General features: G+C 58.6%; 28 protein-coding genes. 6 read left to right on the top strand and 22 right to left on the bottom strand.

What is annotated here, in order from left to right; all coding sequences use genetic code 11:
- Positions 1-11: 11 nt before the first annotated feature.
- The 12 genes from rlmN to trmJ all read right to left on the bottom strand — a co-directional run bounded on the left by rlmN (position 12) and on the right by trmJ (position 9,109).
- Entirely contained in the window at positions 12-1,160 is a 1,149-nt protein-coding gene (gene rlmN, locus AB3226_RS09020; protein ID WP_367372830.1) for a 23S rRNA (adenine(2503)-C(2))-methyltransferase RlmN, read from the bottom strand.
- A 28-nt stretch (positions 1,161-1,188) separates the two neighbouring features.
- A complete protein-coding gene (gene ndk / locus AB3226_RS09025; protein WP_007916882.1) occupies positions 1,189-1,614 on the bottom strand; it encodes a nucleoside-diphosphate kinase in 426 nt (141 codons plus the stop codon).
- A 92-nt stretch (positions 1,615-1,706) separates the two neighbouring features.
- The gene (iscX, locus tag AB3226_RS09030; RefSeq protein WP_050681789.1) at positions 1,707-1,907 is read right to left on the bottom strand and encodes a Fe-S cluster assembly protein IscX; all 201 of its coding nucleotides are present in this window, start codon (positions 1,905-1,907) and stop codon (positions 1,707-1,709) included.
- 14 nt (positions 1,908-1,921) lie between these two features.
- Positions 1,922-2,263 (bottom strand): ISC system 2Fe-2S type ferredoxin, encoded by a 342-nt coding sequence (fdx, locus tag AB3226_RS09035; protein WP_048395462.1) that lies wholly within the window; start codon positions 2,261-2,263, stop codon positions 1,922-1,924.
- Positions 2,263-4,128: a Fe-S protein assembly chaperone HscA gene (gene hscA / locus AB3226_RS09040; protein WP_367372831.1), complete on the bottom strand. Its 1,866-nt coding sequence runs from the start codon at positions 4,126-4,128 to the stop codon at positions 2,263-2,265. The genes fdx and hscA overlap by 1 nt, the downstream gene beginning before the upstream one ends.
- A 51-nt stretch (positions 4,129-4,179) precedes the next feature.
- Positions 4,180-4,701, bottom strand: coding sequence for a co-chaperone HscB (hscB, locus tag AB3226_RS09045; protein WP_030129844.1), 522 nt, complete (start codon positions 4,699-4,701; stop codon positions 4,180-4,182).
- A gap of 8 nt (positions 4,702-4,709) precedes the next feature.
- Entirely contained in the window at positions 4,710-5,033 is a 324-nt protein-coding gene (gene iscA / locus AB3226_RS09050; RefSeq protein WP_007903589.1) for an iron-sulfur cluster assembly protein IscA, read from the bottom strand.
- Between the two features lie 34 nt (positions 5,034-5,067).
- Positions 5,068-5,454 carry a Fe-S cluster assembly scaffold IscU gene (iscU, locus tag AB3226_RS09055; protein WP_003443374.1) on the bottom strand — a complete coding sequence of 129 codons (387 nt, stop codon included), beginning with the start codon at positions 5,452-5,454 and terminating at the stop codon, positions 5,068-5,070.
- Between the two features lie 85 nt (positions 5,455-5,539).
- The gene (locus AB3226_RS09060) at positions 5,540-6,754 is read right to left on the bottom strand and encodes an IscS subfamily cysteine desulfurase (protein WP_030129843.1); all 1,215 of its coding nucleotides are present in this window, start codon (positions 6,752-6,754) and stop codon (positions 5,540-5,542) included.
- A gap of 50 nt (positions 6,755-6,804) precedes the next feature.
- Positions 6,805-7,296 (bottom strand): Fe-S cluster assembly transcriptional regulator IscR, encoded by a 492-nt coding sequence (gene iscR / locus AB3226_RS09065; protein WP_007903581.1) that lies wholly within the window; start codon positions 7,294-7,296, stop codon positions 6,805-6,807.
- Positions 7,297-7,559: 263 nt separating this feature from the next.
- Complete coding sequence (cysE, locus tag AB3226_RS09070; RefSeq protein ID WP_367372832.1) at positions 7,560-8,336, bottom strand: serine O-acetyltransferase; 777 nt, start codon at positions 8,334-8,336, stop codon at positions 7,560-7,562.
- Between the two features lie 2 nt (positions 8,337-8,338).
- A complete protein-coding gene (trmJ, locus tag AB3226_RS09075) occupies positions 8,339-9,109 on the bottom strand; it encodes a tRNA (cytosine(32)/uridine(32)-2'-O)-methyltransferase TrmJ (protein WP_052967502.1) in 771 nt (256 codons plus the stop codon).
- Between the two features lie 306 nt (positions 9,110-9,415).
- On the opposite strand from trmJ, the gene suhB reads away from it, so the two are divergent.
- Positions 9,416-10,234: an inositol-phosphate phosphatase gene (suhB, locus tag AB3226_RS09080; protein WP_367372833.1), complete on the top strand. Its 819-nt coding sequence runs from the start codon at positions 9,416-9,418 to the stop codon at positions 10,232-10,234.
- Between the two features lie 252 nt (positions 10,235-10,486).
- Here the strand turns inward: suhB and rplS are convergent, their stop codons facing one another.
- The 5 genes from rplS to ffh all read right to left on the bottom strand — a co-directional run bounded on the left by rplS (position 10,487) and on the right by ffh (position 14,057).
- Positions 10,487-10,837 (bottom strand): 50S ribosomal protein L19, encoded by a 351-nt coding sequence (rplS, locus tag AB3226_RS09085; RefSeq protein ID WP_003175895.1) that lies wholly within the window; start codon positions 10,835-10,837, stop codon positions 10,487-10,489.
- 45 nt (positions 10,838-10,882) lie between these two features.
- A complete protein-coding gene (gene trmD, locus AB3226_RS09090) occupies positions 10,883-11,656 on the bottom strand; it encodes a tRNA (guanosine(37)-N1)-methyltransferase TrmD (RefSeq protein WP_173667518.1) in 774 nt (257 codons plus the stop codon).
- On the bottom strand, positions 11,638-12,174 hold the full coding sequence (gene rimM, locus AB3226_RS09095; RefSeq protein WP_367372834.1) for a ribosome maturation factor RimM: 537 nt from the start codon (positions 12,172-12,174) through the stop codon (positions 11,638-11,640). Before rimM ends, trmD begins: the two co-directional genes overlap by 19 nt.
- Before the next feature lie 5 nt (positions 12,175-12,179).
- Positions 12,180-12,431: a 30S ribosomal protein S16 gene (gene rpsP, locus AB3226_RS09100; RefSeq protein WP_003198088.1), complete on the bottom strand. Its 252-nt coding sequence runs from the start codon at positions 12,429-12,431 to the stop codon at positions 12,180-12,182.
- Between the two features lie 249 nt (positions 12,432-12,680).
- Complete coding sequence (ffh, locus tag AB3226_RS09105; protein WP_008014733.1) at positions 12,681-14,057, bottom strand: signal recognition particle protein; 1,377 nt, start codon at positions 14,055-14,057, stop codon at positions 12,681-12,683.
- A 210-nt stretch (positions 14,058-14,267) separates the two neighbouring features.
- Here ffh and AB3226_RS09110 point away from each other — a divergent pair, with 210 nt between their 5' ends.
- The 3 genes from AB3226_RS09110 to AB3226_RS09120 all read left to right on the top strand — a co-directional run bounded on the left by AB3226_RS09110 (position 14,268) and on the right by AB3226_RS09120 (position 18,060).
- On the top strand, positions 14,268-15,080 hold the full coding sequence (locus AB3226_RS09110; RefSeq protein WP_367372835.1) for an inner membrane protein YpjD: 813 nt from the start codon (positions 14,268-14,270) through the stop codon (positions 15,078-15,080).
- A 12-nt stretch (positions 15,081-15,092) separates the two neighbouring features.
- Positions 15,093-16,334 (top strand): transporter associated domain-containing protein, encoded by a 1,242-nt coding sequence (locus AB3226_RS09115; protein ID WP_367372836.1) that lies wholly within the window; start codon positions 15,093-15,095, stop codon positions 16,332-16,334.
- A gap of 409 nt (positions 16,335-16,743) precedes the next feature.
- A complete protein-coding gene (locus AB3226_RS09120; protein ID WP_367372837.1) occupies positions 16,744-18,060 on the top strand; it encodes an MFS transporter in 1,317 nt (438 codons plus the stop codon).
- 110 nt (positions 18,061-18,170) lie between these two features.
- Here the strand turns inward: AB3226_RS09120 and purT are convergent, their stop codons facing one another.
- The 5 genes from purT to AB3226_RS09145 all read right to left on the bottom strand — a co-directional run bounded on the left by purT (position 18,171) and on the right by AB3226_RS09145 (position 21,522).
- Entirely contained in the window at positions 18,171-19,352 is a 1,182-nt protein-coding gene (purT, locus tag AB3226_RS09125; RefSeq protein ID WP_367372838.1) for a formate-dependent phosphoribosylglycinamide formyltransferase, read from the bottom strand.
- An 89-nt stretch (positions 19,353-19,441) separates the two neighbouring features.
- Positions 19,442-19,909 (bottom strand): preQ0 transporter, encoded by a 468-nt coding sequence (locus AB3226_RS09130; RefSeq protein ID WP_367372839.1) that lies wholly within the window; start codon positions 19,907-19,909, stop codon positions 19,442-19,444.
- Between the two features lie 208 nt (positions 19,910-20,117).
- Positions 20,118-20,333, bottom strand: a complete 216-nt coding sequence (locus tag AB3226_RS09135; RefSeq protein WP_367372840.1) for a DUF1289 domain-containing protein — start codon at positions 20,331-20,333, stop codon at positions 20,118-20,120.
- Positions 20,330-20,854, bottom strand: a complete 525-nt coding sequence (locus AB3226_RS09140; RefSeq protein ID WP_003221962.1) for a gamma carbonic anhydrase family protein — start codon at positions 20,852-20,854, stop codon at positions 20,330-20,332. Before AB3226_RS09140 ends, AB3226_RS09135 begins: the two co-directional genes overlap by 4 nt.
- A gap of 68 nt (positions 20,855-20,922) precedes the next feature.
- Positions 20,923-21,522, bottom strand: a complete 600-nt coding sequence (locus AB3226_RS09145; protein ID WP_367372841.1) for a CoA pyrophosphatase — start codon at positions 21,520-21,522, stop codon at positions 20,923-20,925.
- A gap of 146 nt (positions 21,523-21,668) precedes the next feature.
- Here AB3226_RS09145 and AB3226_RS09150 point away from each other — a divergent pair, with 146 nt between their 5' ends.
- Together AB3226_RS09150 and AB3226_RS09155 are read left to right on the top strand one after the other, a co-directional pair.
- Positions 21,669-22,220, top strand: coding sequence for an NUDIX hydrolase (locus AB3226_RS09150; protein ID WP_038981700.1), 552 nt, complete (start codon positions 21,669-21,671; stop codon positions 22,218-22,220).
- Between the two features lie 66 nt (positions 22,221-22,286).
- Complete coding sequence (locus AB3226_RS09155) at positions 22,287-22,790, top strand: murein L,D-transpeptidase family protein (protein ID WP_367372842.1); 504 nt, start codon at positions 22,287-22,289, stop codon at positions 22,788-22,790.
- The last annotated feature ends 294 nt before the right edge of the window (positions 22,791-23,084 follow it).

Raw genomic sequence — 23,084 nt, forward strand, 5'->3', positions numbered from 1 at the left:
GAGATCCTCTCTTAATTATTGTTCGCGGCGTTTGTTGCGATATCGTTTTCCGCGCTCAACTCGCGCACGGCGATATAACGTTCGCTGCGACGGGTGCGGTCCAGCACCTGCCCTACCAATTGGCCACACGCGGCATCGATGTCTTCACCGCGGGTGGTGCGCACGGTGACATTGAAGCCTGCATGGTGAAGCTGATCCTGGAAACGGCGAATCGCGTTGTTGCTCGGACGCTCGTAACCGGAATGCGGGAACGGGTTGAACGGAATCAGGTTGATCTTGCACGGAATGTTCTTGAGCAACTCGATCATCTCAACGGCATGTTCAACCTTGTCGTTGATGTCCTTGAGCAAGGTGTACTCGATGGTCAGCACGCGCTTTTCGCCCAGGGACGACATATAGCGCTGGCACGACTCGAGCAGCATCTTAAGCGGATATTTCTTGTTGATCGGCACCAATTGGTTACGCAATGCGTCGTTTGGTGCGTGCAGCGACAACGCCAGGGACACGTCGATGTGCTTGGACAGCTCATCGATCATCGGCACCACGCCCGAAGTGGACAGGGTCACGCGGCGCTTGGAGATCCCGTAGCCCAGGTCATCCATCATCAGATGCATGGCGGCCACGACGTTATCGAAGTTCAGCAGCGGCTCGCCCATGCCCATCATCACCACGTTGGTGATGGCACGGTCAGCGGTCGCCGGGATGCTGCCGAACGATTTATTGGCAATCCACACCTGACCGATCACTTCGGCGGCGGTGAGGTTGCTGTTGAAACCTTGCTTGCCGGTGGAGCAAAAACTGCAATCCAGGGCACAGCCTGCCTGGGACGAAACGCACAGAGTGCCGCGTTTGCCCTGGGGAATGTACACGGTCTCGACGCAGCTACCGGACGCCACGCGTACCACCCACTTACGGGTGCCATCGGTGGAAATATCCTCGCTGACCACTTCGGGGCCGCGGACTTCAGCAATGACCTTGAGCTTGTCGCGCAAAGCCTTGCTGACGTTCGTCATGGCGTCGAAATCATCAACGCCAAGGTGGTGAATCCATTTCATTACCTGACCGGCACGGAAACGCTTCTCCCCGATTGAGTCGAAGAATTTTTCCATTTCCTGTTGAGTCAGACCCAGCAGGTTGGTTTTTACAGTCGATGTAGTCATGGATTCACCTTCACTCTTAAGCCAATGCTTAGCGAGTGGTTACTTCAGTAGCTGCGAAGAAGTACGAGATTTCGCGAGCAGCAGCGGCTTCGGAGTCCGAACCGTGTACAGCGTTGGCGTCGATGGAATCAGCGAAGTCAGCGCGGATGGTGCCGGCAGCAGCTTCTTTAGGGTTGGTAGCGCCCATCAGCTCACGGTTCAGAGCGATAGCGTTTTCGCCTTCCAGAACCTGAACGACAACCGGACCGGAGATCATGAAAGCAACCAGGTCGCCGAAGAAACCACGAGCGCTGTGCTCAGCGTAGAAGCCTTCAGCTTCAGCTTTGGACAGTTGCTTCAGTTTCGAAGCTACAACGCGCAGGCCAGCTTTTTCGAAACGAGTGGTGATCTCGCCGATAACGTTTTTTGCAACAGCGTCAGGCTTGATGATGGAGAAAGTACGTTGAACAGCCATGGTGTAACTCCAGAAACGGTAATTTGCGAAAAATTAAACCCGCGAATTATACGCGGGTTCTTTGGTATTGCCTAACTGCGTACGGTGCAGACTCAGTCTGCTTCTTCGATCCAGGCGGCCTGAATGGCTTCAAGCACCTTCTCGCCACCGCGGGTCGGATCATCACTGAACTCCGGCAACGCCAGCACCCATTTGTGCAGATCGACGAAGTTCACGTAACGCGGGTCCACATCTGGCTTGGTTTCAGCCAGCTGGATCGCGATTTCAAGCACATCAACCCATTTCAGACTCATGTCGGTTCCTTGAATCAGTGCGGCGCTTCGGCTGCATGGTTGAGCGAGTATTTCGGAATTTCGACGGTCAGGTCTTCATTTCCGACGATCGCCTGACAGCCTAGACGCGATTGCGCTTCCAGACCCCAGGCCCGATCAAGAAAGTCTTCTTCCAGCTCATCCGCTTCTTCCAGCGAATCAAAACCTTCGCGGATGATGCAATGGCAGGTAGTGCAGGCGCAGACGCCGCCACAGGCGCTTTCCATCTCGATATGGTGTTCGTGGGCCAGTTCGAGAATGGATATACCGGGCTCAGCCTCTACAACCATGCCTTCCGGGCAGAACTTCTCGTGTGGCAGAAAAATGACCTGCGGCATCAGTTATCCTCGATTTCATTCAGGTTGCGCCCCGCCAGAGCGGCTTTCACCGTCGAGTCCAGGCGGCGGGCAGCAAAGGCATCGGTCACTTGCGACAGACGCTTGGTCTGCTGCTCGATAGCGTAACCATCGGTGCCTTTCATCAATTCGGTCAGTTCCTGCATCTGCAATTCGATGACCATGCGCTCTTCGGCGTCGAGCAAGCGTTCGCCGTCAACCTCCAGAGCGCCCTGCACTGCCTCAATCAGGCGCTGGGCATCGACCTGCTGCTCACGCAATACGCGGGCGACTTTGTCGTCGTTGGCGTGCTGGAACGAATCCTTGAGCATTTTGGCGATTTCGCCGTCGGTCAGGCCGTAGGACGGTTTGACCTGGATGCTGGCTTCGACGCCCGAACCCAATTCGCGGGCCGAGACACTGAGCAGACCGTCGGCGTCGACCTGGAAAGTCACGCGAATCTTCGCCGCACCGGCCACCATCGCCGGAATACCGCGCAATTCGAAGCGTGCCAGGGAGCGGCAGTCGCTAATCAACTCACGCTCGCCCTGCAAGACGTGGATCGCCATGGCCGACTGGCCATCTTTATAAGTGGTGAAGTCCTGGGCCCGGGCGACGGGGATGGTGGTGTTGCGCGGAATCACCTTCTCCATCAGGCCGCCCATGGTTTCCAGCCCCAGGGACAATGGAATCACGTCGAGCAACAGCAGTTCGCCGCCATCACGCTTGTTGCCGGCCAGGGTATCGGCCTGGATCGCAGCACCGATGGCGACGACTTGATCCGGATCGATTTCAGTCAGCGGTTCGCGACCAAAGGCGTGCGCAACGGCTTCGCGGACGCGAGGCACGCGCGTCGAGCCGCCGACCATGACCACAGCGTGAACGTCTTCCAGCTCGATGCCGGAATCACGCACAGCACGGCGGCAGGCTTTCAGGCTGCGAGCAACCATCGGCTCGATCAGCGCATTGAAGGCTTCACGGGTCAACTCGGCCTTCCAGTCGCCATAAGCGACTTCGATGGACGAGCAATTGGTCAGGGCTTCTTTGGCCGCACATGCGGTTTGCAGCAGATTGCGCTGCGTACCCGGATCGAGATCGGCCGACAGACCAGCGCTCTCGATGATCCAGCCAGCAATGGCGTGATCGAAGTCATCGCCACCCAGGGCGCTGTCGCCGCCGGTGGCCAGCACTTCGAACACACCGCCGGTCAGGCGCAGAATCGAAATATCGAAAGTACCGCCGCCCAGGTCATAAATCGCGACCAGGCCTTCGGCGTGCTGATCCAGACCGTAAGCGACCGCGGCGGCGGTTGGCTCATTGAGCAAACGCAGCACGTTCAGACCGGCCAGCTTGGCTGCATCCTTGGTGGCTTGACGCTGAGCATCATCGAAATACGCCGGAACGGTAATCACCGCGCCAACCAATTCGCCACCCAAGGTCGCTTCAGCGCGCTGACGCAGTACCTTGAGGATATCGGCGGAGACTTCGACCGGGCTTTTCGGGCCTTGCACCGTGTCGATGAACGGCATGTGCGACTCGCCGTCGACAAAACGGTACGGCAGCTGATCGCCCAATTGCTTGACGTCGGACAGACCACGACCCATCAAGCGCTTGACCGACAGCACCGTGTTCAAGGGATCGGACGCGGCGGCCAGTTTGGCCGATTCGCCGACTTCGACGCGATCGGCGTGATAGCGCACGGCAGACGGCAGGATGACCTGCCCTTGCGCGTCGGCCAGAGGCTCGGAAAGACCACTGCGCAATGCAGCGACCAGCGAATTGGTAGTGCCCAAGTCGATCCCCACAGCCAGACGACGCTGGTGCGGTTGAGGACTTTGGCCGGGTTCGGCGATCTGCAGTAGGGCCATCGTTATCAGGACTTATCTGTATATCAGGCGTGCGACCGGAGCGGCACTGGGTTAATCGTCGAGGCGCTCTTCTAACTGGCGCACTTCGTAGGTGAGCTTGTCGAGGAACTGCATGCGCCGCATCAGGCGTTCGGCCTGTTCACGTTGCGCTGCATCATCCCAACAGGCTGCGAAGCTTTCGTTCAGCTCATCCTGCGCGGTCTTCAGGCGACGCTTGAACACTGCAACACCCGCCAGATCGGCGCTGTCTTGCAGGTCTTCGAGCTCTTCACGCAACTCCATCTGCTGCAGAAGAAACTCCGGATCATGCACCGTGACCTCCAGCGGCAGCTCGCGACCGCCCATGGCGAGCAAATATCGCGCGCGTTTGGGGGGGCTTTTGAGCGTCTGGTAGGCCTCGTTGAGGCTCGCGGATTGCTCGAGCGCCAGCCGCTGCTCACGCTCGGAAGCGTCGGCAAAGCGGTCCGGATGAACACCGCGCGCCAACTCACGGTAGCGCGTGGCCAACTGCTCGAGATCCAGACGGAAGCTCGGCTGCAGTTCAAATAAAGCGAAATGACAAGGAGTTCCCACAAGCAGCCTCAGATGTTGAAGCTTTCGCCGCAGCCACATTCACCGCGCACGTTGGGGTTGTTGAACTTGAAGCCTTCGTTCAACCCTTCCTTGACGAAATCGAGTTCGGTGCCGTCCAGGTAGGCAAGGCTTTTCGGGTCGATGATCACTTTCTCGCCGTGACTTTCGAACACTTGATCCTCTGCCACCACCTCGTCGACAAACTCCAGCACGTAGGCAAGGCCGGAACAGCCTGTGGTGCGAACACCCAGACGAATCCCTTCACCTTTGCCGCGCCCGTTGAGGGAGCGTCGCACGTGTTGAGCAGCCGCTTCTGTCATGCTGATAGCCATCGGTGACTCCTTACTCGTCGCCAAATCTTGAAAGTCAGATCAAGCCTTTCTTCTGCTTGTAGTCGCGAACGGCCGCTTTGATAGCGTCTTCAGCAAGTACGGAGCAGTGAATTTTTACTGGCGGCAGAGCCAGTTCTTCGGCCAGCTGAGTGTTCTTGATGGTCTCTGCTTCATCCAGAGTCTTGCCTTTCATCCACTCGGTCGCCAGGGAGCTGGAGGCGATCGCCGAACCGCAACCGTAAGTCTTGAACTTGGCGTCTTCGATGATGCCTTGTTCGTTGACCTTGATCTGCAGGCGCATCACGTCGCCGCACGCCGGAGCGCCGACCATGCCGGTGCCGACATCAGGATCTTCCGCGTCCATCTTGCCGACGTTGCGCGGGTTCTCGTAGTGGTCGATGACCTTTTCGCTGTAAGCCATGATTCTTAATCCTCACTCATCAGGAGTCGCTCTTGAAGCCCTGCCAATCGTGGATTCGCAAGGCCCGGTTGCGGCGACTTGAATATCAGTGCGCCGCCCACTCGATTTTCGAAATGTCGACGCCATCTTTGTACATGTCCCACAGCGGCGAGAGAGTACGCAGCTTGGTAACGGCCTCGCAGACTTTCTGCGCGGCGTAGTCGATTTCTTCTTCGGTGGTGAAACGGCCGAAGGTGAAGCGAATCGAGCTGTGTGCCAGTTCGTCGTTGCGGCCCAGGGCGCGCAATACGTACGAAGGCTCAAGCGATGCCGAGGTGCAGGCCGAACCGGACGAAACCGCCAGATCCTTGAGCGCCATGATCAGCGACTCGCCTTCAACGTAGTTGAAGCTCAGGTTCAGGTTGTGCGGTACGCGGGCGGTCATGCTGCCATTGACGTACAGCTCTTCCAGACCTTCGACCTGCTTGAAGAAACGGTCGCTCAAGGCTTTGATGCGTACGTTCTCGGCAGCCATGTCTTCCTTGGCTACGCGGAAAGCTTCACCCATGCCCACGATCTGGTGGGTCGCCAGGGTACCGGAGCGCATGCCACGTTCATGACCGCCGCCATGCATGGTCGCTTCGATGCGAACACGCGGCTTGCGGCTGACGTACAGCGCGCCGATGCCTTTAGGGCCATAGGTTTTGTGGGCAGAGAACGACATCATATCGACTTTCAGTTTCGACAGGTCGATCTCGACCTTGCCGGTGGACTGAGCGGCGTCGACGTGGAACAGGATCCCCTTGGAGCGGGTCAGTTCGCCGATGGCTGCGATGTCGTTGACGGTGCCGATTTCGTTGTTCACGTGCATGATCGACACAAGGATGGTGTCGTCACGCAGGGCAGCTTCGACCATCTCTGGCGTGACCAGACCATCTTCGCGAGGGTCGAGGTAGGTCACTTCGAAACCTTCACGCTCCAGTTGGCGCATGGTGTCGAGGACAGCCTTGTGCTCAATCTTGGTGGTGATCAGGTGCTTGCCCTTGGTGGAGTAGAAATGCGCCGCACCCTTGATTGCCAGGTTGTCGGACTCGGTGGCACCGGAGGTCCAGACGATTTCACGCGGGTCGGCGTTAACCAGGTCAGCGACCTGACGACGAGCGTTCTCGACGGACTCTTCAGCTTTCCAGCCGAACACGTGGGAACGGGACGCCGGGTTACCGAAGTTTCCGTCGACCAGCAGGCATTCACTCATCTTTTGCGCGACACGTGGATCAACCGGGGTCGTCGCAGAGTAATCAAGGTAAATCGGCAATTTCATGGACTATCTCCTAAATCAGGCTGGCTGGCGTGCCGCTAGCTCTTTGGCTGTCATTCGACGGCGGACGCTTCAATCTTGTCCAGGCGTGGCGCCTTGCTGTTGCAACGACGCTGGTCCTGACGCTGGGCTACTTCCTGCACCTCACGGCGAGTTACAAGGTCAGCCAAGCTGATACCGCTCAGAAATTCGTGAATCTGCAGGCTCAGATCGCACCACAAGTGGTGGGTCAAGCAGGTGTCGCCTTGATGGCAATCACCTTGGCCCTGGCATTTGGTTGCATCGACCGATTCGTTGACCGCATCGATCACCTGGGCGACCTGAATGCCCTGCATGTCGCGGGACAGCTGGTAACCACCGCCTGGACCGCGAACACTGGAAACCAGATTGCTGCGGCGCAATTTGGCAAAAAGCTGCTCGAGGTAGGACAGGGAGATGCCTTGGCGCTCGGAGATATCGGCCAGGGACACCGGCCCGTGCTGCGCGTGCAACGCCAGGTCAAGCATGGCGGTCACGGCGTATCGGCCTTTTGTAGTCAGTCGCATGGACAATTACCACGGAGTTCGGAATGGGGCGAGTATGCAATTCCCGAGTATTTAAGTCAACTATAAGACCTAGTACTTTAGTCAGGTTTACCCGCAAAAGAGCGCGCGCATCATAACAAAGGCTGGCCCTTAACAGCCAGCAGTACCGAGTTATCGTTCATCGCGGGCAAGCCCGCTCCCACATGGATTTACGCCATGCACACCATCAAGGGCATACACAAACCCTGTGGGAGCGGGCTTGCCCGCGATGAAGCCAACTTGGTCTAGCTGGCCTGGCTCTGATCCTTGTCCTTCACACATGCAAAGTCTTCTTCGCGCAGTTCAGGCAGGTCTTTCGCACAGTAATTGCTACCCAGGTCCTTCAGCGCCCCGCACATTCCTTCAAGTCGACCATCGACTGCCTGCAAATGATCAAGCAACTGGTTAATGGCTCGAGCCACCGGGTCCGGCATGTCTTCACCAACACCGTAGGCATCGAAACCAATCTTCTCGGCCATGGCCTTGCGCTTGGCATCCTGCTCGTCGTCGGACTTGACGATGATCCGACCCGGAATCCCCACCACTGTCGCCCCAGGCGGAACCGCCTTGGTGACCACGGCATTGGAACCCACCTTGGCCCCGGCACCAACAGTGAACGGGCCGAGCACCTTGGCGCCCGCCCCGACCACCACGCCGTCTTCCAGAGTCGGGTGACGCTTGCCCTTGTTCCAGCTGGTGCCGCCGAGGGTCACTCCTTGATACAAAGTGACGTCGTTGCCGATCTCGGCAGTCTCACCGATAACGATGCCCATGCCATGGTCGATAAAGAAGCGACGACCGACCTTGGCGCCCGGATGGATCTCAATCCCGGTCAACCAGCGACCGAAGTTCGACACCAGGCGCGCCAGCCATTTCCAGCCCATACCCCACAACGCTGACGACAAACGATGGATCCAGATGGCATGCATGCCCGGGTAGCACGTCAGAACCTCAAAAGCATTACGCGCCGCCGGGTCACGATGGAAAACACTTTGGATATCTTCACGCAAACGCTCGAACATCATTAATCCTTCCGCTTTAGAAGCTCGCCACGGGCCGCTTTCTGGGTTTCCGTGAGGATGCCACGCAATATATTCATTTCCGCCCGGCTGACCGAGCTGCGTCCGTATAACCGACGCAGACGCGCCATCAAGTGCCGTGGTTTTTCCGGGTCGAGGAATTCGATGGCCACCAGCGTTTGCTCCAGGTGCTCATAGAATCGCTCCAGCTCATCCATGGTCGCCAGCTCACCACTTTTGGTGGACGCCACTTCATCCTTCTCGACCTTGCTCGGCTGACCCGCTGCCGCCAACCAGGACATACGCACTTCATAGCTCAACACCTGCACCGCCGCCCCAAGGTTCAGCGAACTGAACTCAGGGTCTGATGGGATGTGCACGTGATAATGACATCGCTGCAACTCTTCATTGGTCAGGCCGGAATCTTCACGACCAAACACCAATGCGATCTCGGCACCCTGCCCCGCCTCCTCGACCACCTTCACACCGCATTCGCGGGGATCGAGCAACGGCCACGGAATGCGACGATCGCGAGCACTGGTACCCAGTACCAGATTGCAGCCGACCAAGGCATCTTCCAGAGTGGCGACGACCTGAGCATTTTCAAGGATGTCACCGGCGCCGGACGCACGCGCATCGGCCTCGTGATGCGGGAACAGCCGCGGTTCGACCAGCACCAGCCGCGACAGGCCCATGTTCTTCATGGCACGCGCAGCCCCGCCGATATTTCCGGGGTGACTGGTATTGACCAGGACGACACGAATGTTTTGCAGCAAGGGAGGCGCTCTCGAACACTTTAATAGGGAGCAGAATCTTACAGTTCATCAGGGTGTCCTGCCTCAAAAATAACTGCTCACTTTTGATGGCACTCAATGTTGGCATGCTGCGTTGCCACCTCCGCCCACAACAAGCTATGAGTCAGCGCGGCGCCTTGCCCGCCAACATAGACCACTCGTCAAAATATGAACGTATTTACGAGGCGGGACACACCGTTAAGCCATGAAAGCGAACACCGACCTTCACCTGTAGAAACTTTCTGATAGAATGCCCGGCTTTCTTTAACAACCTTAGGTGACACATCCATGCAGCCCATGCTGAATATCGCGCTGCGCGCCGCCCGCAGCGCCAGTGAATTGATTTTCCGCTCCATCGAGCGCCTGGATACCATCAAGGTCGACGAAAAAGACGCCAAGGATTACGTATCCGAGGTGGATCGCGCCGCCGAACAGAAAATCATCGATGCGCTGCGCAAGGCTTACCCTAATCACTCGATCATGGGTGAAGAAACCGGCATGCACGCCGGTAACGGCATCGAAGGCGAAGAGTACCTGTGGATCATCGATCCGCTGGACGGCACCACCAACTTCCTGCGCGGCATTCCTCACTTCGCTGTCAGCATTGCCTGCAAATACCGCGGTCGCCTGGAGCACGCTGTTGTTCTGGACCCGGTTCGCCAGGAAGAATTCACCGCCAGCCGTGGTCGCGGCACCCAACTGAACGGTCGTCGCCTGCGCGTCAGCGGCCGCACCAGCCTGGACGGCGCCCTGCTGGGTACCGGCTTCCCGTTCCGCGACGAGCAGATGGACAACCTCGACAACTACCTGGGCATGTTCCGCGCCCTGGTTGGCCAGACCGCCGGCATCCGCCGCGCTGGTGCAGCGAGCCTGGACCTGGCCTACGTGGCTGCCGGCCGTTTCGATGCATTCTGGGAATCGGGCCTGTCCGAGTGGGACATGGCTGCAGGCGCCCTGCTGATCCAGGAAGCTGGCGGCTTGGTGAGCGACTTCACCGGCGGTCACGATTTCCTTGAGAAAGGCCACATCGTCGCCGGCAACACCAAGTGCTTCAAGGCAGTACTGACGGCGATCCAGCCGCACCTGCCAGCTTCGCTGAAGCGCTAAACCCAAAAGCACCTCAAGAAAACGCCCCGACTTGTTCGGGGCGTTTTTTTTTGCGCAGAAAATATCCCCCAACGTCGCACAATCCACGCGGGATCGGGCCTGCTCCCACATGGATTGCGCCTGGCCGGCCGGCATTGAGCGACCGCCTTTTATATGCATCCATAACGAAAAATGCCCCGCATCTTTCGATACGAGGCATTTTCTTGAATCGCCAACCTGAACAGGCTGGCGATTCGGCATCGGAAGCTGGACTTAAGCCAGTTTTTCCTTGATGCGAGCTGCTTTACCGGACAGGTCACGCAGGTAGTACAGCTTGGCTTTACGTACGTCACCGCGACGCTTAACGGCCATGCTGTCGATTTGCGGGCTGTAGGTCTGGAAAGTACGCTCTACGCCAACACCGTTGGAGATTTTACGAACGGTGAAAGCACTGTTTACGCCGCGGTTACGCTTGGCGATAACTACGCCTTCGAACGCTTGCAGACGCGAACGATCGCCTTCCTTCACTTTCACCTGAACGACAATGGTGTCGCCCGGGGCAAAGGTAGGGATCTCTTTGGTCATCTGCTCTGCTTCGAGTGCAAGGATGATTTTGTTAGTCATGCTGTGCTCCTAAGGTAAATCGTCGGATCTACCATCGATACGTTGTTAACTATCGTCCCGCTCGCGGATGTATTCCTCGAGCAGCTTCTTCTCTTCTCCAGAAAGCGAGCGGCTTTCCAGAAGATCGGCGCGTCGTTCAAAGGTCCTACCAAGGGACTGCTGTAAACGCCAACGCCGGATGTGCGCGTGATTGCCACTTAGCAATACGTCGGGAACACGCTGATCCGCATACACCTCCGGTCGGGTGTAGTGCGGGCAATCCAGCAAACCATCCGTAAAGGAATCTTCCTCGGCGGAGTCCGCATGCCCTAAAGCTCCAGGCAGCAGTCGTGTAACCGCATCGATCAGGACCATCGCCGGCAGCTCGCCACCAGACAGTACATAGTCGCCAATCGACCACTCTTCATCGACATGAGCATCAATAAAACGCTCGTCAATGCCTTCATAGCGGCCGGCAATCAGGATCAATGCATCCAGATTCGCCAACTCGCGTACCGCCGACTGAGTCAGTTGACGGCCTTGGGGGGACAGGTAAATTACCTTCGCCGCCTCCCCGGCTGCTGCCTTGGCCTGAACCAGAGCATCTTCCAGGGGCTTGATCTTCATCACCATGCCCGGACCACCGCCAAATGGGCGATCATCCACAGTGTGATGTCGATCCGTCGTGTAGTCTCGCGGATTCCAACAGGTGAGCTGTAGCAACCCCTGTTTCACCGCCCGACTGGTGATGCCGTACTCGCTGATGGCGGAGAACATCTCGGGAAACAAACTGATCACTTCTACGCGCAGGTTAGCCACGTTTAGAAGTCCGCATCCCATTCCACCTTCATCTCGCCTGCGGCAAGGTCGACAGCCAACACGCATTGCTCCGTATAGGGCAACAGGCGCTCGCGATCATCCAGGCTGCCAGCGCAAGGCTTGACCACCATTACATCATTGGCGCCGGTTTCCAGAAGATGATCGATTTTCCCGAGCAATTGCCCGAGTTGATCAATAACCTTCAAACCTTCCAGCTGGTACCAGTAGTACTCGCCGTCGTTCAATTCAGGGAACAGGTTGCGCGGCACGCAGATCTCATAACCAGCCAGAAGACGTGCTTCTTCACGATCATCAAGACCCTTGAGCTTTGCGACCAGGAACTTGTCGTTCCCACGTCCGCTGACCAGCTCGACCTGCTTCACATTGCCTTCGCGCTTGAGCGTCCAGGTTTTGTACTGCAACAGGTTTTCAGTCGGATCAGTAAAGGAATACACCTTCACTTCGCCGCGAACGCCATGAACAGAATAAATTTTGCCAATAACGATCAAATCATCGGCAACAGCTGGCGTCGCGTTCATATTGCTCAGGCCGCAGCCTTAGCAGATTCCTTCAACAACTGAGCAACGCGCTCAGAAGGTTGTGCACCAACGCTCAGCCAGTAGGCTACGCGCTCTTGGTTCACGGACAGACGAACTTCTTGACCACGAGCAACAGGGTTGAAGAAACCAACCTGTTCCTTGTGCGAACCGTCGCGCGGGTTGCGGCTGTCGGTTACGGTCAAGTGGTAAAACGGGCGCTTTTTGGAGCCGCCAAGGGCAAGACGGATTGTTAGCATGTGAACATCGTTCCTGTAGTCGGTGCTGCAAATCTAAAGGCACAGCGGGCATAGGTGCCCGAAAGGCCGCATATTCTAAGGAATATCCGGACTTTTGCAAATGTCTTTTTCCGGCGGCCTATCGGTCGCCATGCAGATTTGCTATAGAGCCGTCGTTGAAAACGGCCAGTCAGCTCCCGCCAAGTGCGGGTTTGCTGGAGATCCCACTTCCTTGTGGGAGATGCAAGGGCAAGCCCTTGCGTGAATTCTTTACATTTTCGGCATGCCGCCGCCGGGCAACATACCGCCCATGCCGCGCATCATTTTGGCCATTCCGCCTTTCGCGGAGAACTTCTTCATCATCTTCTGCATCTGCTTGTGCTGCTTGATCAAGCGACCGATGTCCTGCACCTGAGTGCCGGAACCCATGGCGATCCGGCGCTTGCGCGAACCGCTGATCAGCTCAGGGTCGCGGCGCTCGGCCGGGGTCATGGAGTTGATGATGGCTTCCATCTGCTTGAACTGCTTTTCTGCCGCGCCCTGGGCGTTGCCCATTTGCGCCAGATTCACACCGCCGATGTTCGGCAGTTTGTCCATGAGGCCGCCGAGGCCGCCCATGTTCTTCATCTGTTGCAGCTGATCGCGGAAGTCTTCGAGATCGAAGCCCTTGCCCTTCTTCAGCTTCTTGGCCAGTTTATCGGCCTTGTCTTTGTCGAGGGTCTGTTCGGCCTGCTCGATCAGGCTGAGCACGTCGCCCATGCCGAGGATGCGCGAAGCAATACGCTCAGGGTGGAACGGCTCGAGCGCTTCGCTCTTCTCGCCCATACCGATGAACTTGATCGGCTTGCCAGTGATGGCACGTACCGACAGCGCGGCACCGCCACGGGCATCGCCGTCGACCTTGGTCAGGATCACACCGGTCAGCGGCAGCGCATCGCCGAAGGCCTTGGCCGTGTTGGCCGCGTCCTGGCCGGTCATGGCATCGACCACGAACAGGGTTTCAACCGGATTGATCGCGGCGTGCAGCGCCTTGATCTCGCCCATCATCTCTTCGTCGATGTGCAGACGACCGGCGGTATCGACGATGACCACGTCGATGAATTTCAGTTTTGCTTCTTTAATAGCTGCTTGCGCGATGTCGACCGGCTTCTGGCTCAGGTCGGACGGGAAGAAGGTAACGCCAACTTCACCCGCGAGCATTTCAAGCTGCTTGATCGCCGCCGGACGGTAAACGTCCGCGGACACGACCATGACCGACTTCTTCTTGCGCTCTTTAAGGAAGCGCGCGAGTTTGCCGGCGGTGGTGGTTTTACCCGCCCCCTGCAAACCTGCCATCAACACGACGGCAGGAGGAACGGCGCTCAGGTTCAAGTCTTCGTTGGCCGCGCCCATCAGGCTTTCGAGTTCGGCCTGGACGATTTTCACGAAGGCCTGGCCCGGCGTCAGGCTGCGCGACACCTCGGTGCCAACAGCGCGTTCCTTGACCGAGTTGACGAAGTCTTTGACCACCGGCAAGGCGACGTCGGCTTCGAGCAACGCCATGCGCACTTCGCGCAGGGTGTCTTTGATGTTGTCTTCGGTCAGCTTGGCCTTGCCGGTGACATGGCGCAGCGTCTGCGAGAGACGGTCGGTTAAGTTTTCAAACATTGCGCGATCCTTTCAGGCCCTGTGTAGACCGGGATAATGGCGGCCCAGACCGGAATAAACATGTGCTCGGCGAGCCTGCGGCGTGGGCAGGTCGCGGATTATAGCGAAGACTGCGTCTGGCGGACACCTCGCCGTCAGGTTGCATGGTCTTTCGTGCTGTGGGGGTTCTATGCCAAACTCAGCGCCTTTCGGGCTTGCCTAACAGGATTTATGCTCCCCTTGTCACCCAGTTTGCTTACCTCCCTCGCCGCCGCCTGCTTGTATGCCGCTGCGACCCTCTATCAGGGCACTCGTCTGGCCACCGGCGCCAAGGCGAACAAGCGCCTGCTGGTCACGCTCGGTGTGCTGGCCGTGCTGGCCCACAGCGTCAGCCTGATCACCTATCTGCTGACACCGATCGGCCTGGCCCTGGACTTTTTCAGCGCCGCCAGCCTGATCGCCGCGGCGGTCATCGCCCTGACCCTGCTGGCCTGCTCGCGGATTCCGGTGGAAAACCTGCTGCTATTGCTGTTCCCGCTGGGCGCCGCCACCGTGCTGCTGGCACAGTTCGCCCCTGCCGGTACGGTGCAGATCATTGACGAAGAACCAGGCATCCTCGCCCACATCCTCTTGTCGATCCTCGCATACGGCATGTTCACCATCGCGGTGTTCCAGGCGTTGCTGCTGCTGGTTCAGGACCATCAGCTCAAACACAAGCATCCGTCCGGGCTGATCAAGAACTTCCCGCCACTGCAAACCATGGAAAGCCTGCTGTTTGGTTTCCTCTGGGCCGGCTGGAGCCTGCTGTCGTTGTCGTTGATCTCCGGCTGGCTGTTCGTCGAGAACTTGTTCGCCCAGCACCTGGTGCATAAAACCCTGCTGGCGTGCCTGGCCTGGATCGTGTTCAGCGTGCTGCTTTGGGGGCGCAACCGCCTCGGCTGGCGCGGACACAAAGCCATCCGCTGGACCCTTGCCGGTTTCTGCCTGCTGATGCTGGCGTATTTCGGCAGCAAGCTGGTCCGCGAATACATTCTGCATATCTGACGGGCGGCATTAATGGACGACTTGCCCATAGGGCCGATGCTCGCGGTGCTGGCCCTGCTGATTTTATGGTCGGGGCTGTTTACCGCCATCGAAGTTGCACACCATCACTTGCTGGCCCAGCGAACAGCCTCGCGCTCGAGCGACAAACCCGTGGCCAAGCTGAGTTTCCCGCTCAGCAGCCTGATCCTCTGCAACACCCTGTGCCGCGCGCTTGTGGTGGTCATCAGCACCTTGCTGGCGATTTTCACCTGGGCACAAAACGGTCCATGGATTGCCTGCCTCGGTGCCAGCGCGGTGTTGTTGGTGTTCGCCGACTACCTGCCGCGCACCCTTGCCGTGCGCTATCCGGATGCCGTCCTGACCCTGGGCAACACACTGCTCGGCATACCCTTGAAGATCGTCTACCCAGCGGCCTGGTTACTTAATGCCATCAGCCAACTGCTGATGCGACCATTCGCCCGCAAAATCAACGTGGTGCAGCAAAGCGAAGACGAGGCACCGGCAAATCGGCACGACGATCACGAACACGCAGCCAGTCGCCCGCATTTGCTGTCAGGTATCCACGCGCTGGATAACATCACGGTCAACGATATTCTGGTACCGCGCAGTGACGTCGACGGAATCAATCTGGACGATTCCCTCGAAGAAATCATCGAGCAATTGCGCCATAACAGACGCACCCGCCTGCCGGTATTCCACAGCGACATCAACCAGGTCGAAGCGGTGCTCAACACCCGGCAGATCCGGCATTTGCTGCCGGATTCAAGTCTGACTCTGGAAGCGCTGCTGGCAGCCAGTCACGAACCGTACTTCGTACCGGAAAGCACGCCGTTACAGCTGCAATTGCTGAACTTCCACAAGCAGCAGCGGCGTTTGGGCATGGTGGTCGATGAGTACGGCGAAGTGCTGGGCATCGTGACCCTGGAAGACATTCTCGAAGAAATCGTCGGTGAGTTCGAAAGCCAGCACAGCCTGGATAACCCGCACATCCACCCGCTGGCCGATGGTCGCCTGGTGATCGAGGGTGCGGCATCGATTCGCGAGCTGAACAAAAGCCTTGGCTGGCACCTGCCCAGCGATGGCCCCAAAACCCTCAACGGGTTAGTGACCGAGGCGCTGGAAACGATTCCGGACAGTGCGGTTTGCCTGAAGATCGGGCGTTATCGGCTGGAGATTCTGGAGACGGAAGACAACCGCGTCACGCGCGTGCTGGTCTGGCATACCAGCTCAGTGCCTGCCCTTTCCAAAATCTGACAGCCCCCTGTAGCCAGGGGCTTTTGTGGCGAGGGAGCTTGCTCCCGCTGGACTGCGAAGCAGGCCCGATCACAGACAGCTCAATTATCCTGAAAGAATGCATTCAGCCGTTTGCGGCCGCTATGCACCCGAGCGCGAGCAAGCTCCCTCGCCACAAAAGCCATCGCATCCTCCAAGCCGCTTGTTGAATCATTAGCCGCCTTCCTATAATCAAGCCGCTTACCCAAGCCCCCGCCGAACCACGTGCTTACCCCGCGCGCAGCAGGTTCCGGTCAGATCATCGACAATATCCGCACCACCGCGACGACTGTTCCTACCTTGAACAGCGACCGTGCCTCCACCCACATCCCTGGGTATTCGACCATAATAATTCGCTCCATCGGGGCACATGACTGTCAGGGATTACCGCATGACGACCAGCACGACATATAGCGAAACCACGCCTGCACAACCCACCAACTCCGCCACCCGAGTAGCCACCGCGAGTTTCATCGGCACGGCCATCGAATTCTACGACTTCTACGTCTATGCCACGGCAGCGGCGCTGGTGATCGGTCCGGTGTTTTTTCCGCAGACCTCCGGCACCGCCCAAATGCTGTCGGCATTCCTCACCTTCGGTATCGCCTTCCTTGCGCGACCACTGGGTTCGGCGCTGTTCGGCCACTTCGGTGACCGCATCGGGCGTAAATCGACACTGGTCGCGTCCCTGCTGCTGATGGGCGTGTGTACCACGCTGATTGGCGTGCTGCCGGGTTACGACAGCATTGGCGCCTGGGCGCCGATTCTGCTTTGCGTGCTGCGCTTCGGCCAAGGCCTGGGGCTGGGCGGTGAATGGGGCGGCGCCGCGTTGCTGGCCACGGAGAACGCGCCCAAAGGCAAGCGCGCCTGGTACGGCATGTTCCCGCAACTCGGTCCATCGATCGGGTTTCTGGCGGCCAACGGCCTGTTCCTGACCCTGGCCATGAGCCTGAACGACGAGCAGTTCCGTTCGTGGGGCTGGCGGATTCCGTTCCTGCTCAGTGCCGCGCTGGTGATGGTCGGCCTGTATGTGCGCCTCAAGCTCCACGAAACCCCGGTGTTCGCCAATGCCATGGCTCGTCAGGAACGGGTGAAGATCCCGTTGGTCGAGCTGTTCAGCCAATACTGGGCGCCGATGCTGCTGGGTGCCGGCTCGATGGTGGTGTGTTACGCGTTGTTCTACATCTCGACAGTGTTTTCGCTGAGCTACGGTGTGTCGACTCTTGGCTACACCCGAGAAACCTTCCTCGCTCTGCTGTGTTTCGCGGTGCTGTTCATGGCGGCCGCGACACCGCTGTCGGCTTGGGCGAGTGATCGTTACGGGCGCAAACCGGTGCTGATCATCGGCGGCGTGCTGGCGATTCTGTCCGGGTTCCTGATGGAACCGCTGCTGACCCAAGGCTCGACCTGGGGCGTGGCACTGTTCCTGTGCATCGAATTGTTTCTGATGGGCGTGACGTTTGCGCCAATGGGCGCGCTGCTGCCAGAGCTGTTTCCGACCCACGTACGCTATACCGGCGCATCGGCAGCCTACAATCTGGGCGGGATTGTCGGAGCTTCGGCGGCGCCGTTCTTTGCGCAGAAACTGGTGGCGATGGGCGGTTTGAGTTATGTCGGCGGGTATGTGTCGGGGGCGGCGGTGCTGAGTTTGATTGCGGTGCTGTGCCTGAAGGAGACGCGGCATAACGATTTGAATCGGGTGGTCTGATAGACCGCCATCGCGGGCAAGCCCGCTCCCACAGGATTTAGGTTGTTCGCAGATTTGTGTACACCCAAAACCATGTGGGAGCGGGCTTGCCCGCGATAGCCGCGACTCGATTACAGCTCTACAACAACAGCCTGGGAAGCACGGGTCGCTTTAGCCCGTGCGGCCTCGATCGACTCATCACGCGCCAACGCCACACCCATCCGACGCTGGCCATTGACCTCAGGCTTGCCGAACAGACGCAACGCAGTATCTGGCTCGCTCAGCGCAGCGCCCAAATTGGCGAATGCGGTTTGAGTCGATTGCCCTTCCACCAGAATCACCGCCGAAGCCGAAGGCCCGAACTGACGGATCAATGGAATCGGCAGGCCCAAGATCGCCCGTGCGTGCAGCGCGAACTGCGACAGGTCCTGGGAAATCAGGGTCACCAGACCGGTGTCATGTGGGCGCGGCGAGACTTCGCTGAACCAGACCTGATCACCCTTGATGAACAACTCGACGCCAAACAGACCACGGCCACCCAAGGCTTCGGTCACCGCTTTGGCAACACGCTCGGATTCAGCCAGGGCAACCTGGCTCATGGCTTGTGGCTGCCAGGATTCCTGATAGTCGCCCTTCTCCTGACGGTGGCCAACCGGCGCACAGAACGTAGTGCCGCCAACGTGACGCACAGTCAGCAGGGTAATTTCGTAGTCGAAATCGATGAAGCCTTCGATGATCACGCGACCTTTACCGGCGCGGCCACCCTCTTGAGCGTAATCCCAGGCTTTCTGCACGTCATCGACGCTGCGCAGCAGGCTCTGGCCTTTGCCCGAGGAACTCATGACCGGTTTGACCACGCATGGGAAACCCAGATCTTCGACAGCCTTGCTGTAGTCCTCGAAGGTGTCGGCGAAGTAGTACGGCGACGTCGGCAGGCCCAGTTCTTCGGCGGCCAGGCGACGGATGCCTTCGCGGTTCATGGTCAGCTGTGCGGCGCGAGCGGTCGGGATTACGGTGAAGCCTTCGGCTTCCAGCTCCACCAGGGTCGCGGTGGCGATGGCTTCGATTTCCGGCACGATGAAGTGCGGCTTCTCGGCTTCGATCACTGCACGCAAGGCGGCGCCGTCGAGCATGTTGATCACATGGCTGCGATGGGCGACTTGCATGGCTGGCGCATTGGCGTAGCGATCGACGGCAATCACTTCAACGCCCAGGCGTTGCAGCTCGATCACCACTTCCTTGCCCAACTCGCCACAGCCACACAGCAATACGCGGGTCGCGGTTGGCGACAATGGAGTTCCGATACGGGTCATCTCAGGTCCTCAAGAAGCGGATCATCGAGGGAAGCGCGCTTCCCATGGGGAGAAAGCGCGGCATTTTACATGAACCTGAGGGTTTGGCTTCAGCTGGCGACGGCCTGATTGCGCAAGCGCCAGGCCATGATCAGCCATACGACCGTCACACCGGCGAACTTCGAGCCCATGGCGGTGAAGATCACGGCCGGAGTGAAGGCATCGATCATGCCGAAGAAGATGAAGGTGTCGAGCGGGATGCTCAGGGCCGAACTTATCCACAGGCGATCATGCAATGGCCGCTTGGTAATGCTGAACACCAGCCAGTCGATGCCCTCGGACACGGCGAACGCGATGGCGCTGGCCAGGGCAATGGACGGGTCGGAAGTGACGTAGGACAGTACCAGCGCCACCAGCATCGCCGCGATCGCGCCGTGACCGAAGCGGGTTTGCACCATGTCGCGCAGCACGAACACCAGCCCACCCCAGGCCGACCAGATGATGTCCAGGTGCGGGGCGCTGGAAAAGGCGTAATTGATCAACACGACGCTGCTGATGTAAGCGATCAGGAAGAGCATGGAGGTGGGGGATACCTGTCAATTTGGTGCACAGGGTACTTCATCTTCAGCGCACAGATCACCTGTGGCGAGGGGGCTTGCTCCTGCTGGGTTGCGAAGCGACCCTGAAATCAGCGGATGCGGCGTATCAGATAGAACGTGGTCGGTTTGGGGGCTGCTTCGCAGCCCAGCGGGAGCAAGCTCCCTCGCCACAAAAGCGCCAAACGACTCAGGATTTGGATTTGGAAGGCAACATCCAGATCAACCCACTCGACTTCGCCCGCTCATGACACAACTCCAACACCTTGCGCCGCTCTGCGTTGTCCATCCGGCTCCAGCGGGTGATTTCTTCAACCGTGCGCTGACACCCGGTGCAAATGTCATCCTCATCCAGCGCACAAATGTTCACGCACGGCGACGGGACCGGTCGTTCAGTGGTGCTCATTCTTCCTGCTCGACCAGATCGCGGGCATAACGCTGCGAGTTATGCACATAGTGGGCGGCGCTGGCTTCGAGCATCTTCTTTTGCGGCTCGGTCAATTCGCGTACGACCTTGCCCGGTGAGCCCATGACCAGTGAACCATCTGGAATTTCCTTGCCCTCTCCGATCAGCGAGTTGGCGCCGATGATGCAGTTCTTGCCGATTTTCGCGCCGTTGAGGATCACCGCGTTGATGCCGATCAGGCTGTAATCGCCCACCGTGCAGCCATGGAGCATGGCGTTGTGGCCGATGGTCACACCGGTGCCAATGGTCAGCGGGTAGCCCATGTCGGTGTGCATAACGGTGCCGTCCTGCACATTGCTGTTCTTGCCGATCAGGATCAATTCGTTGTCGCCACGCAACACGGCGTTGAACCAGACGTTGGCGCCCTCTTCCAGTTTGACCTTGCCCACCAGCACGGCATTGGGGGCGACCCAGCTCTGTGGATGGGTATCGACGCGGGCGTCGCCCAGGCGGTATTTCATCTTATTGCCCTCAAGGCCAGGCAGGCTCACTAGCGAAAAGAAAGACTCACGCCAAACGCGCGATGGCGTCAGGTTTTGATAAAACTCTTGGGTGGTTGATGCAGGCTGATTTTCGCGTCATAGAGCAGGTTTATCAACTCGACGATCATGATCGCCGTCAGCCCCCAGATCTTGTACTCACCATAGCGATAGCTCGGCACGTACCAGCTATGGCCCTGATAATCGATGCGGTGGGTATGCTCGCGCGGGTCTTTGCGGAAGAACTCCAGCGGTACGCTGAACACCGCGGCGATCTCGGCATCGTTGGCAAGGTATTCGACGAAATCCGGAATCACACCGACATAGGGCGTGACCTTGATGCCGTGCAGGGAGATCAGAGGGCTCAGCGGGCCGATCACTTCGACCAGCCCCGGCGGCAGGCCGATTTCTTCTTCGGCTTCGCGCAGGGCGGTAAAAATCAGGTCGGGGTCTTCGGGGTCGCGTCGACCGCCGGGGAAAGCGACTTCGCCGCCATGGGTCGAGAGCCCGCTGGCGCGAAGGGTCAGGACCAGTTCCGGTTCGTCACTGCGCGTGATAGGCACCAATACCGCGGCTTCGGGGAAACGTCGGTCGGTTTCCAGCGTACGCGGCGTGTGATTGCTTACCCGGTGCAGTAGCTCGTCCAGCATGAGTCTTCTCGATCTGTGCCTTACCCTGCATCATGCACCAATCGCACCGGCCGCCCAAGCCCCGAACAGCCTCATGTCGCGAAACGACAACTTGCCGACCGACACCGCTGCACGCCAAGATAGGCGCAGCATTCAGGAACCCAAGCATGAAATTTTGCAGCCAATGCGGTAACCCGGTAACCCAGCGCATTCCCGAAGGCGATTCGCGCCTGCGTTTTGTCTGCGACAGCTGTCATACCATCCATTACCAGAACCCCAATATCGTCGCCGGTTGCGTGCCGACCTGGGGTTCGAAGGTGTTGCTGTGTCGTCGCGCCATCGAGCCACGGCTCGGTTACTGGACCCTGCCCGCCGGTTTCATGGAAAATGGCGAGACCATCGAACAGGCCGCCATTCGCGAGACCGCCGAAGAAGCCTGTGCCCGGGTGCGCAACCTGAGTATCTATACGCTGATCGACGTGCCACACATCAGCCAGGTGCATGTATTCTTTCGCGCCGAGCTGGTGGACCTTGATTTTTCCGCGGGTCCCGAGAGCCTGGAAGTGCAACTGTTCGAAGAAGCCGACATCCCTTGGGGCGAACTGGCTTTCCGCACGGTGGGGCGTACCTTAGAATGCTTCTTCGCTGACCGGCGGACCGAGGTCTACCCCGTGCGGTCCGAATCGATCCCGCCGCTGGTCCAGCCTGCCATCATTTAAAGCTTCCTACCCATAAAAGCACCTATAAAATAAATAGTCGCGACACCTCTCAGGGATATCGTTTCAATGCGCTGGTTGCTTGCTGTTTTTTGCTTGTCGTTCGTCGCTGTCACCCAGGCTTCCTCCGTGGAAACGCTGGACGGCAGAGTCATCGAAAAAGTTCTGGTTCTCAAATCAGCCCATCAATTGCAATTGATCAATGATGGCAAGCCGATCAAGACCTATCGCATTTCCCTGGGTAAACGCCCCAAAGGGCCGAAGCTGATGGAGGGCGACAAACGCACCCCCGAAGGCTTTTATTGGGTGGACTGGCGCAAGATCAGCGACCGTTTCAACCTGGCGATGCACATTTCCTACCCCAATATCAGCGACGCCGCCCGTGCCCGGCGCGAAGGCGTCGAGCCTGGCGGCATGATCATGATCCACGGCACCCCGGATACCGAAGACAACCCCGAAGACCTGTTCCACACCCTGGACTGGACCGATGGCTGCATCGCCATGCGCAACATGGACATGCGCGAAGTCTGGGGTCTGGTGCCGGACGGCACGATGATCGAGATTCGCCCTTAACGGCTACCTTCAATTCAAGGCTGGCTAGAAGCTTCTGTGGCGAGGGAGCTTGCTCCCGCTGGGCTGCGAAGCGGCCCCATAGTTCTATCTGAAACCGCATTCGCTAATCGAGGGCCGCTTCGCGCCCCAGCGGGAGCAAGCTCCCTCGCCACAGAAGCATCGCCTTACTTTCCATCCATGCTCTAGCCGCTTCCTTCGGCTGGCATCGAAAAATAAATTCAAAAATCGCAGCCTTCGGCAGTGCCTACAACAGAATCAGCATCAATCCAGAAAGGTCCAAACTGACAGCGCCGT

This window comes from Pseudomonas lini, assembly GCF_964063345.1.
Lineage (GTDB): Bacteria > Pseudomonadota > Gammaproteobacteria > Pseudomonadales > Pseudomonadaceae > Aquipseudomonas > Aquipseudomonas lini_B.

Bases quoted from the DNA above. Each gene is read 5' to 3' on its own strand.
- AB3226_RS09145 (WP_367372841.1), bottom strand. From the start codon at position 21,522: ATGCTGGACGAGCTACTGCACCGGGTAAGCAATCACACGCCGCGTACG.
- hscA (WP_367372831.1), bottom strand. From the start codon at position 4,128: ATGGCCCTACTGCAGATCGCCGAACCCGGCCAAAGTCCTCAACCGCAC.
- trmD (WP_173667518.1), bottom strand. From the start codon at position 11,656: ATGGGATGCGGACTTCTAAACGTGGCTAACCTGCGCGTAGAAGTGATC.
- iscR (WP_007903581.1), bottom strand. From the start codon at position 7,296: ATGCGACTGACTACAAAAGGCCGATACGCCGTGACCGCCATGCTTGAC.
- AB3226_RS09155 (WP_367372842.1), top strand. From the start codon at position 22,287: ATGCGCTGGTTGCTTGCTGTTTTTTGCTTGTCGTTCGTCGCTGTCACC.
- AB3226_RS09110 (WP_367372835.1), top strand. From the start codon at position 14,268: ATGCTCCCCTTGTCACCCAGTTTGCTTACCTCCCTCGCCGCCGCCTGC.
- AB3226_RS09120 (WP_367372837.1), top strand. From the start codon at position 16,744: ATGACGACCAGCACGACATATAGCGAAACCACGCCTGCACAACCCACC.
- AB3226_RS09115 (WP_367372836.1), top strand. From the start codon at position 15,093: ATGGACGACTTGCCCATAGGGCCGATGCTCGCGGTGCTGGCCCTGCTG.
- rpsP (WP_003198088.1), bottom strand. From the start codon at position 12,431: ATGCTAACAATCCGTCTTGCCCTTGGCGGCTCCAAAAAGCGCCCGTTT.
- iscU (WP_003443374.1), bottom strand. From the start codon at position 5,454: ATGGCTTACAGCGAAAAGGTCATCGACCACTACGAGAACCCGCGCAAC.
- cysE (WP_367372832.1), bottom strand. From the start codon at position 8,336: ATGTTCGAGCGTTTGCGTGAAGATATCCAAAGTGTTTTCCATCGTGAC.
- iscX (WP_050681789.1), bottom strand. From the start codon at position 1,907: ATGAGTCTGAAATGGGTTGATGTGCTTGAAATCGCGATCCAGCTGGCT.
- purT (WP_367372838.1), bottom strand. From the start codon at position 19,352: ATGACCCGTATCGGAACTCCATTGTCGCCAACCGCGACCCGCGTATTG.
- AB3226_RS09130 (WP_367372839.1), bottom strand. From the start codon at position 19,909: ATGCTCTTCCTGATCGCTTACATCAGCAGCGTCGTGTTGATCAATTAC.
- suhB (WP_367372833.1), top strand. From the start codon at position 9,416: ATGCAGCCCATGCTGAATATCGCGCTGCGCGCCGCCCGCAGCGCCAGT.
- ndk (WP_007916882.1), bottom strand. From the start codon at position 1,614: ATGGCTGTTCAACGTACTTTCTCCATCATCAAGCCTGACGCTGTTGCA.
- rimM (WP_367372834.1), bottom strand. From the start codon at position 12,174: ATGAACGCGACGCCAGCTGTTGCCGATGATTTGATCGTTATTGGCAAA.
- AB3226_RS09060 (WP_030129843.1), bottom strand. From the start codon at position 6,754: ATGAAATTGCCGATTTACCTTGATTACTCTGCGACGACCCCGGTTGAT.
- AB3226_RS09150 (WP_038981700.1), top strand. From the start codon at position 21,669: ATGAAATTTTGCAGCCAATGCGGTAACCCGGTAACCCAGCGCATTCCC.
- rplS (WP_003175895.1), bottom strand. From the start codon at position 10,837: ATGACTAACAAAATCATCCTTGCACTCGAAGCAGAGCAGATGACCAAA.
- ffh (WP_008014733.1), bottom strand. From the start codon at position 14,057: ATGTTTGAAAACTTAACCGACCGTCTCTCGCAGACGCTGCGCCATGTC.
- fdx (WP_048395462.1), bottom strand. From the start codon at position 2,263: ATGCCGCAGGTCATTTTTCTGCCACACGAGAAGTTCTGCCCGGAAGGC.
- rlmN (WP_367372830.1), bottom strand. From the start codon at position 1,160: ATGACTACATCGACTGTAAAAACCAACCTGCTGGGTCTGACTCAACAG.
- AB3226_RS09135 (WP_367372840.1), bottom strand. From the start codon at position 20,333: ATGAGCACCACTGAACGACCGGTCCCGTCGCCGTGCGTGAACATTTGT.
- iscA (WP_007903589.1), bottom strand. From the start codon at position 5,033: ATGGCTATCAGCATGACAGAAGCGGCTGCTCAACACGTGCGACGCTCC.
- AB3226_RS09140 (WP_003221962.1), bottom strand. From the start codon at position 20,854: ATGAAATACCGCCTGGGCGACGCCCGCGTCGATACCCATCCACAGAGC.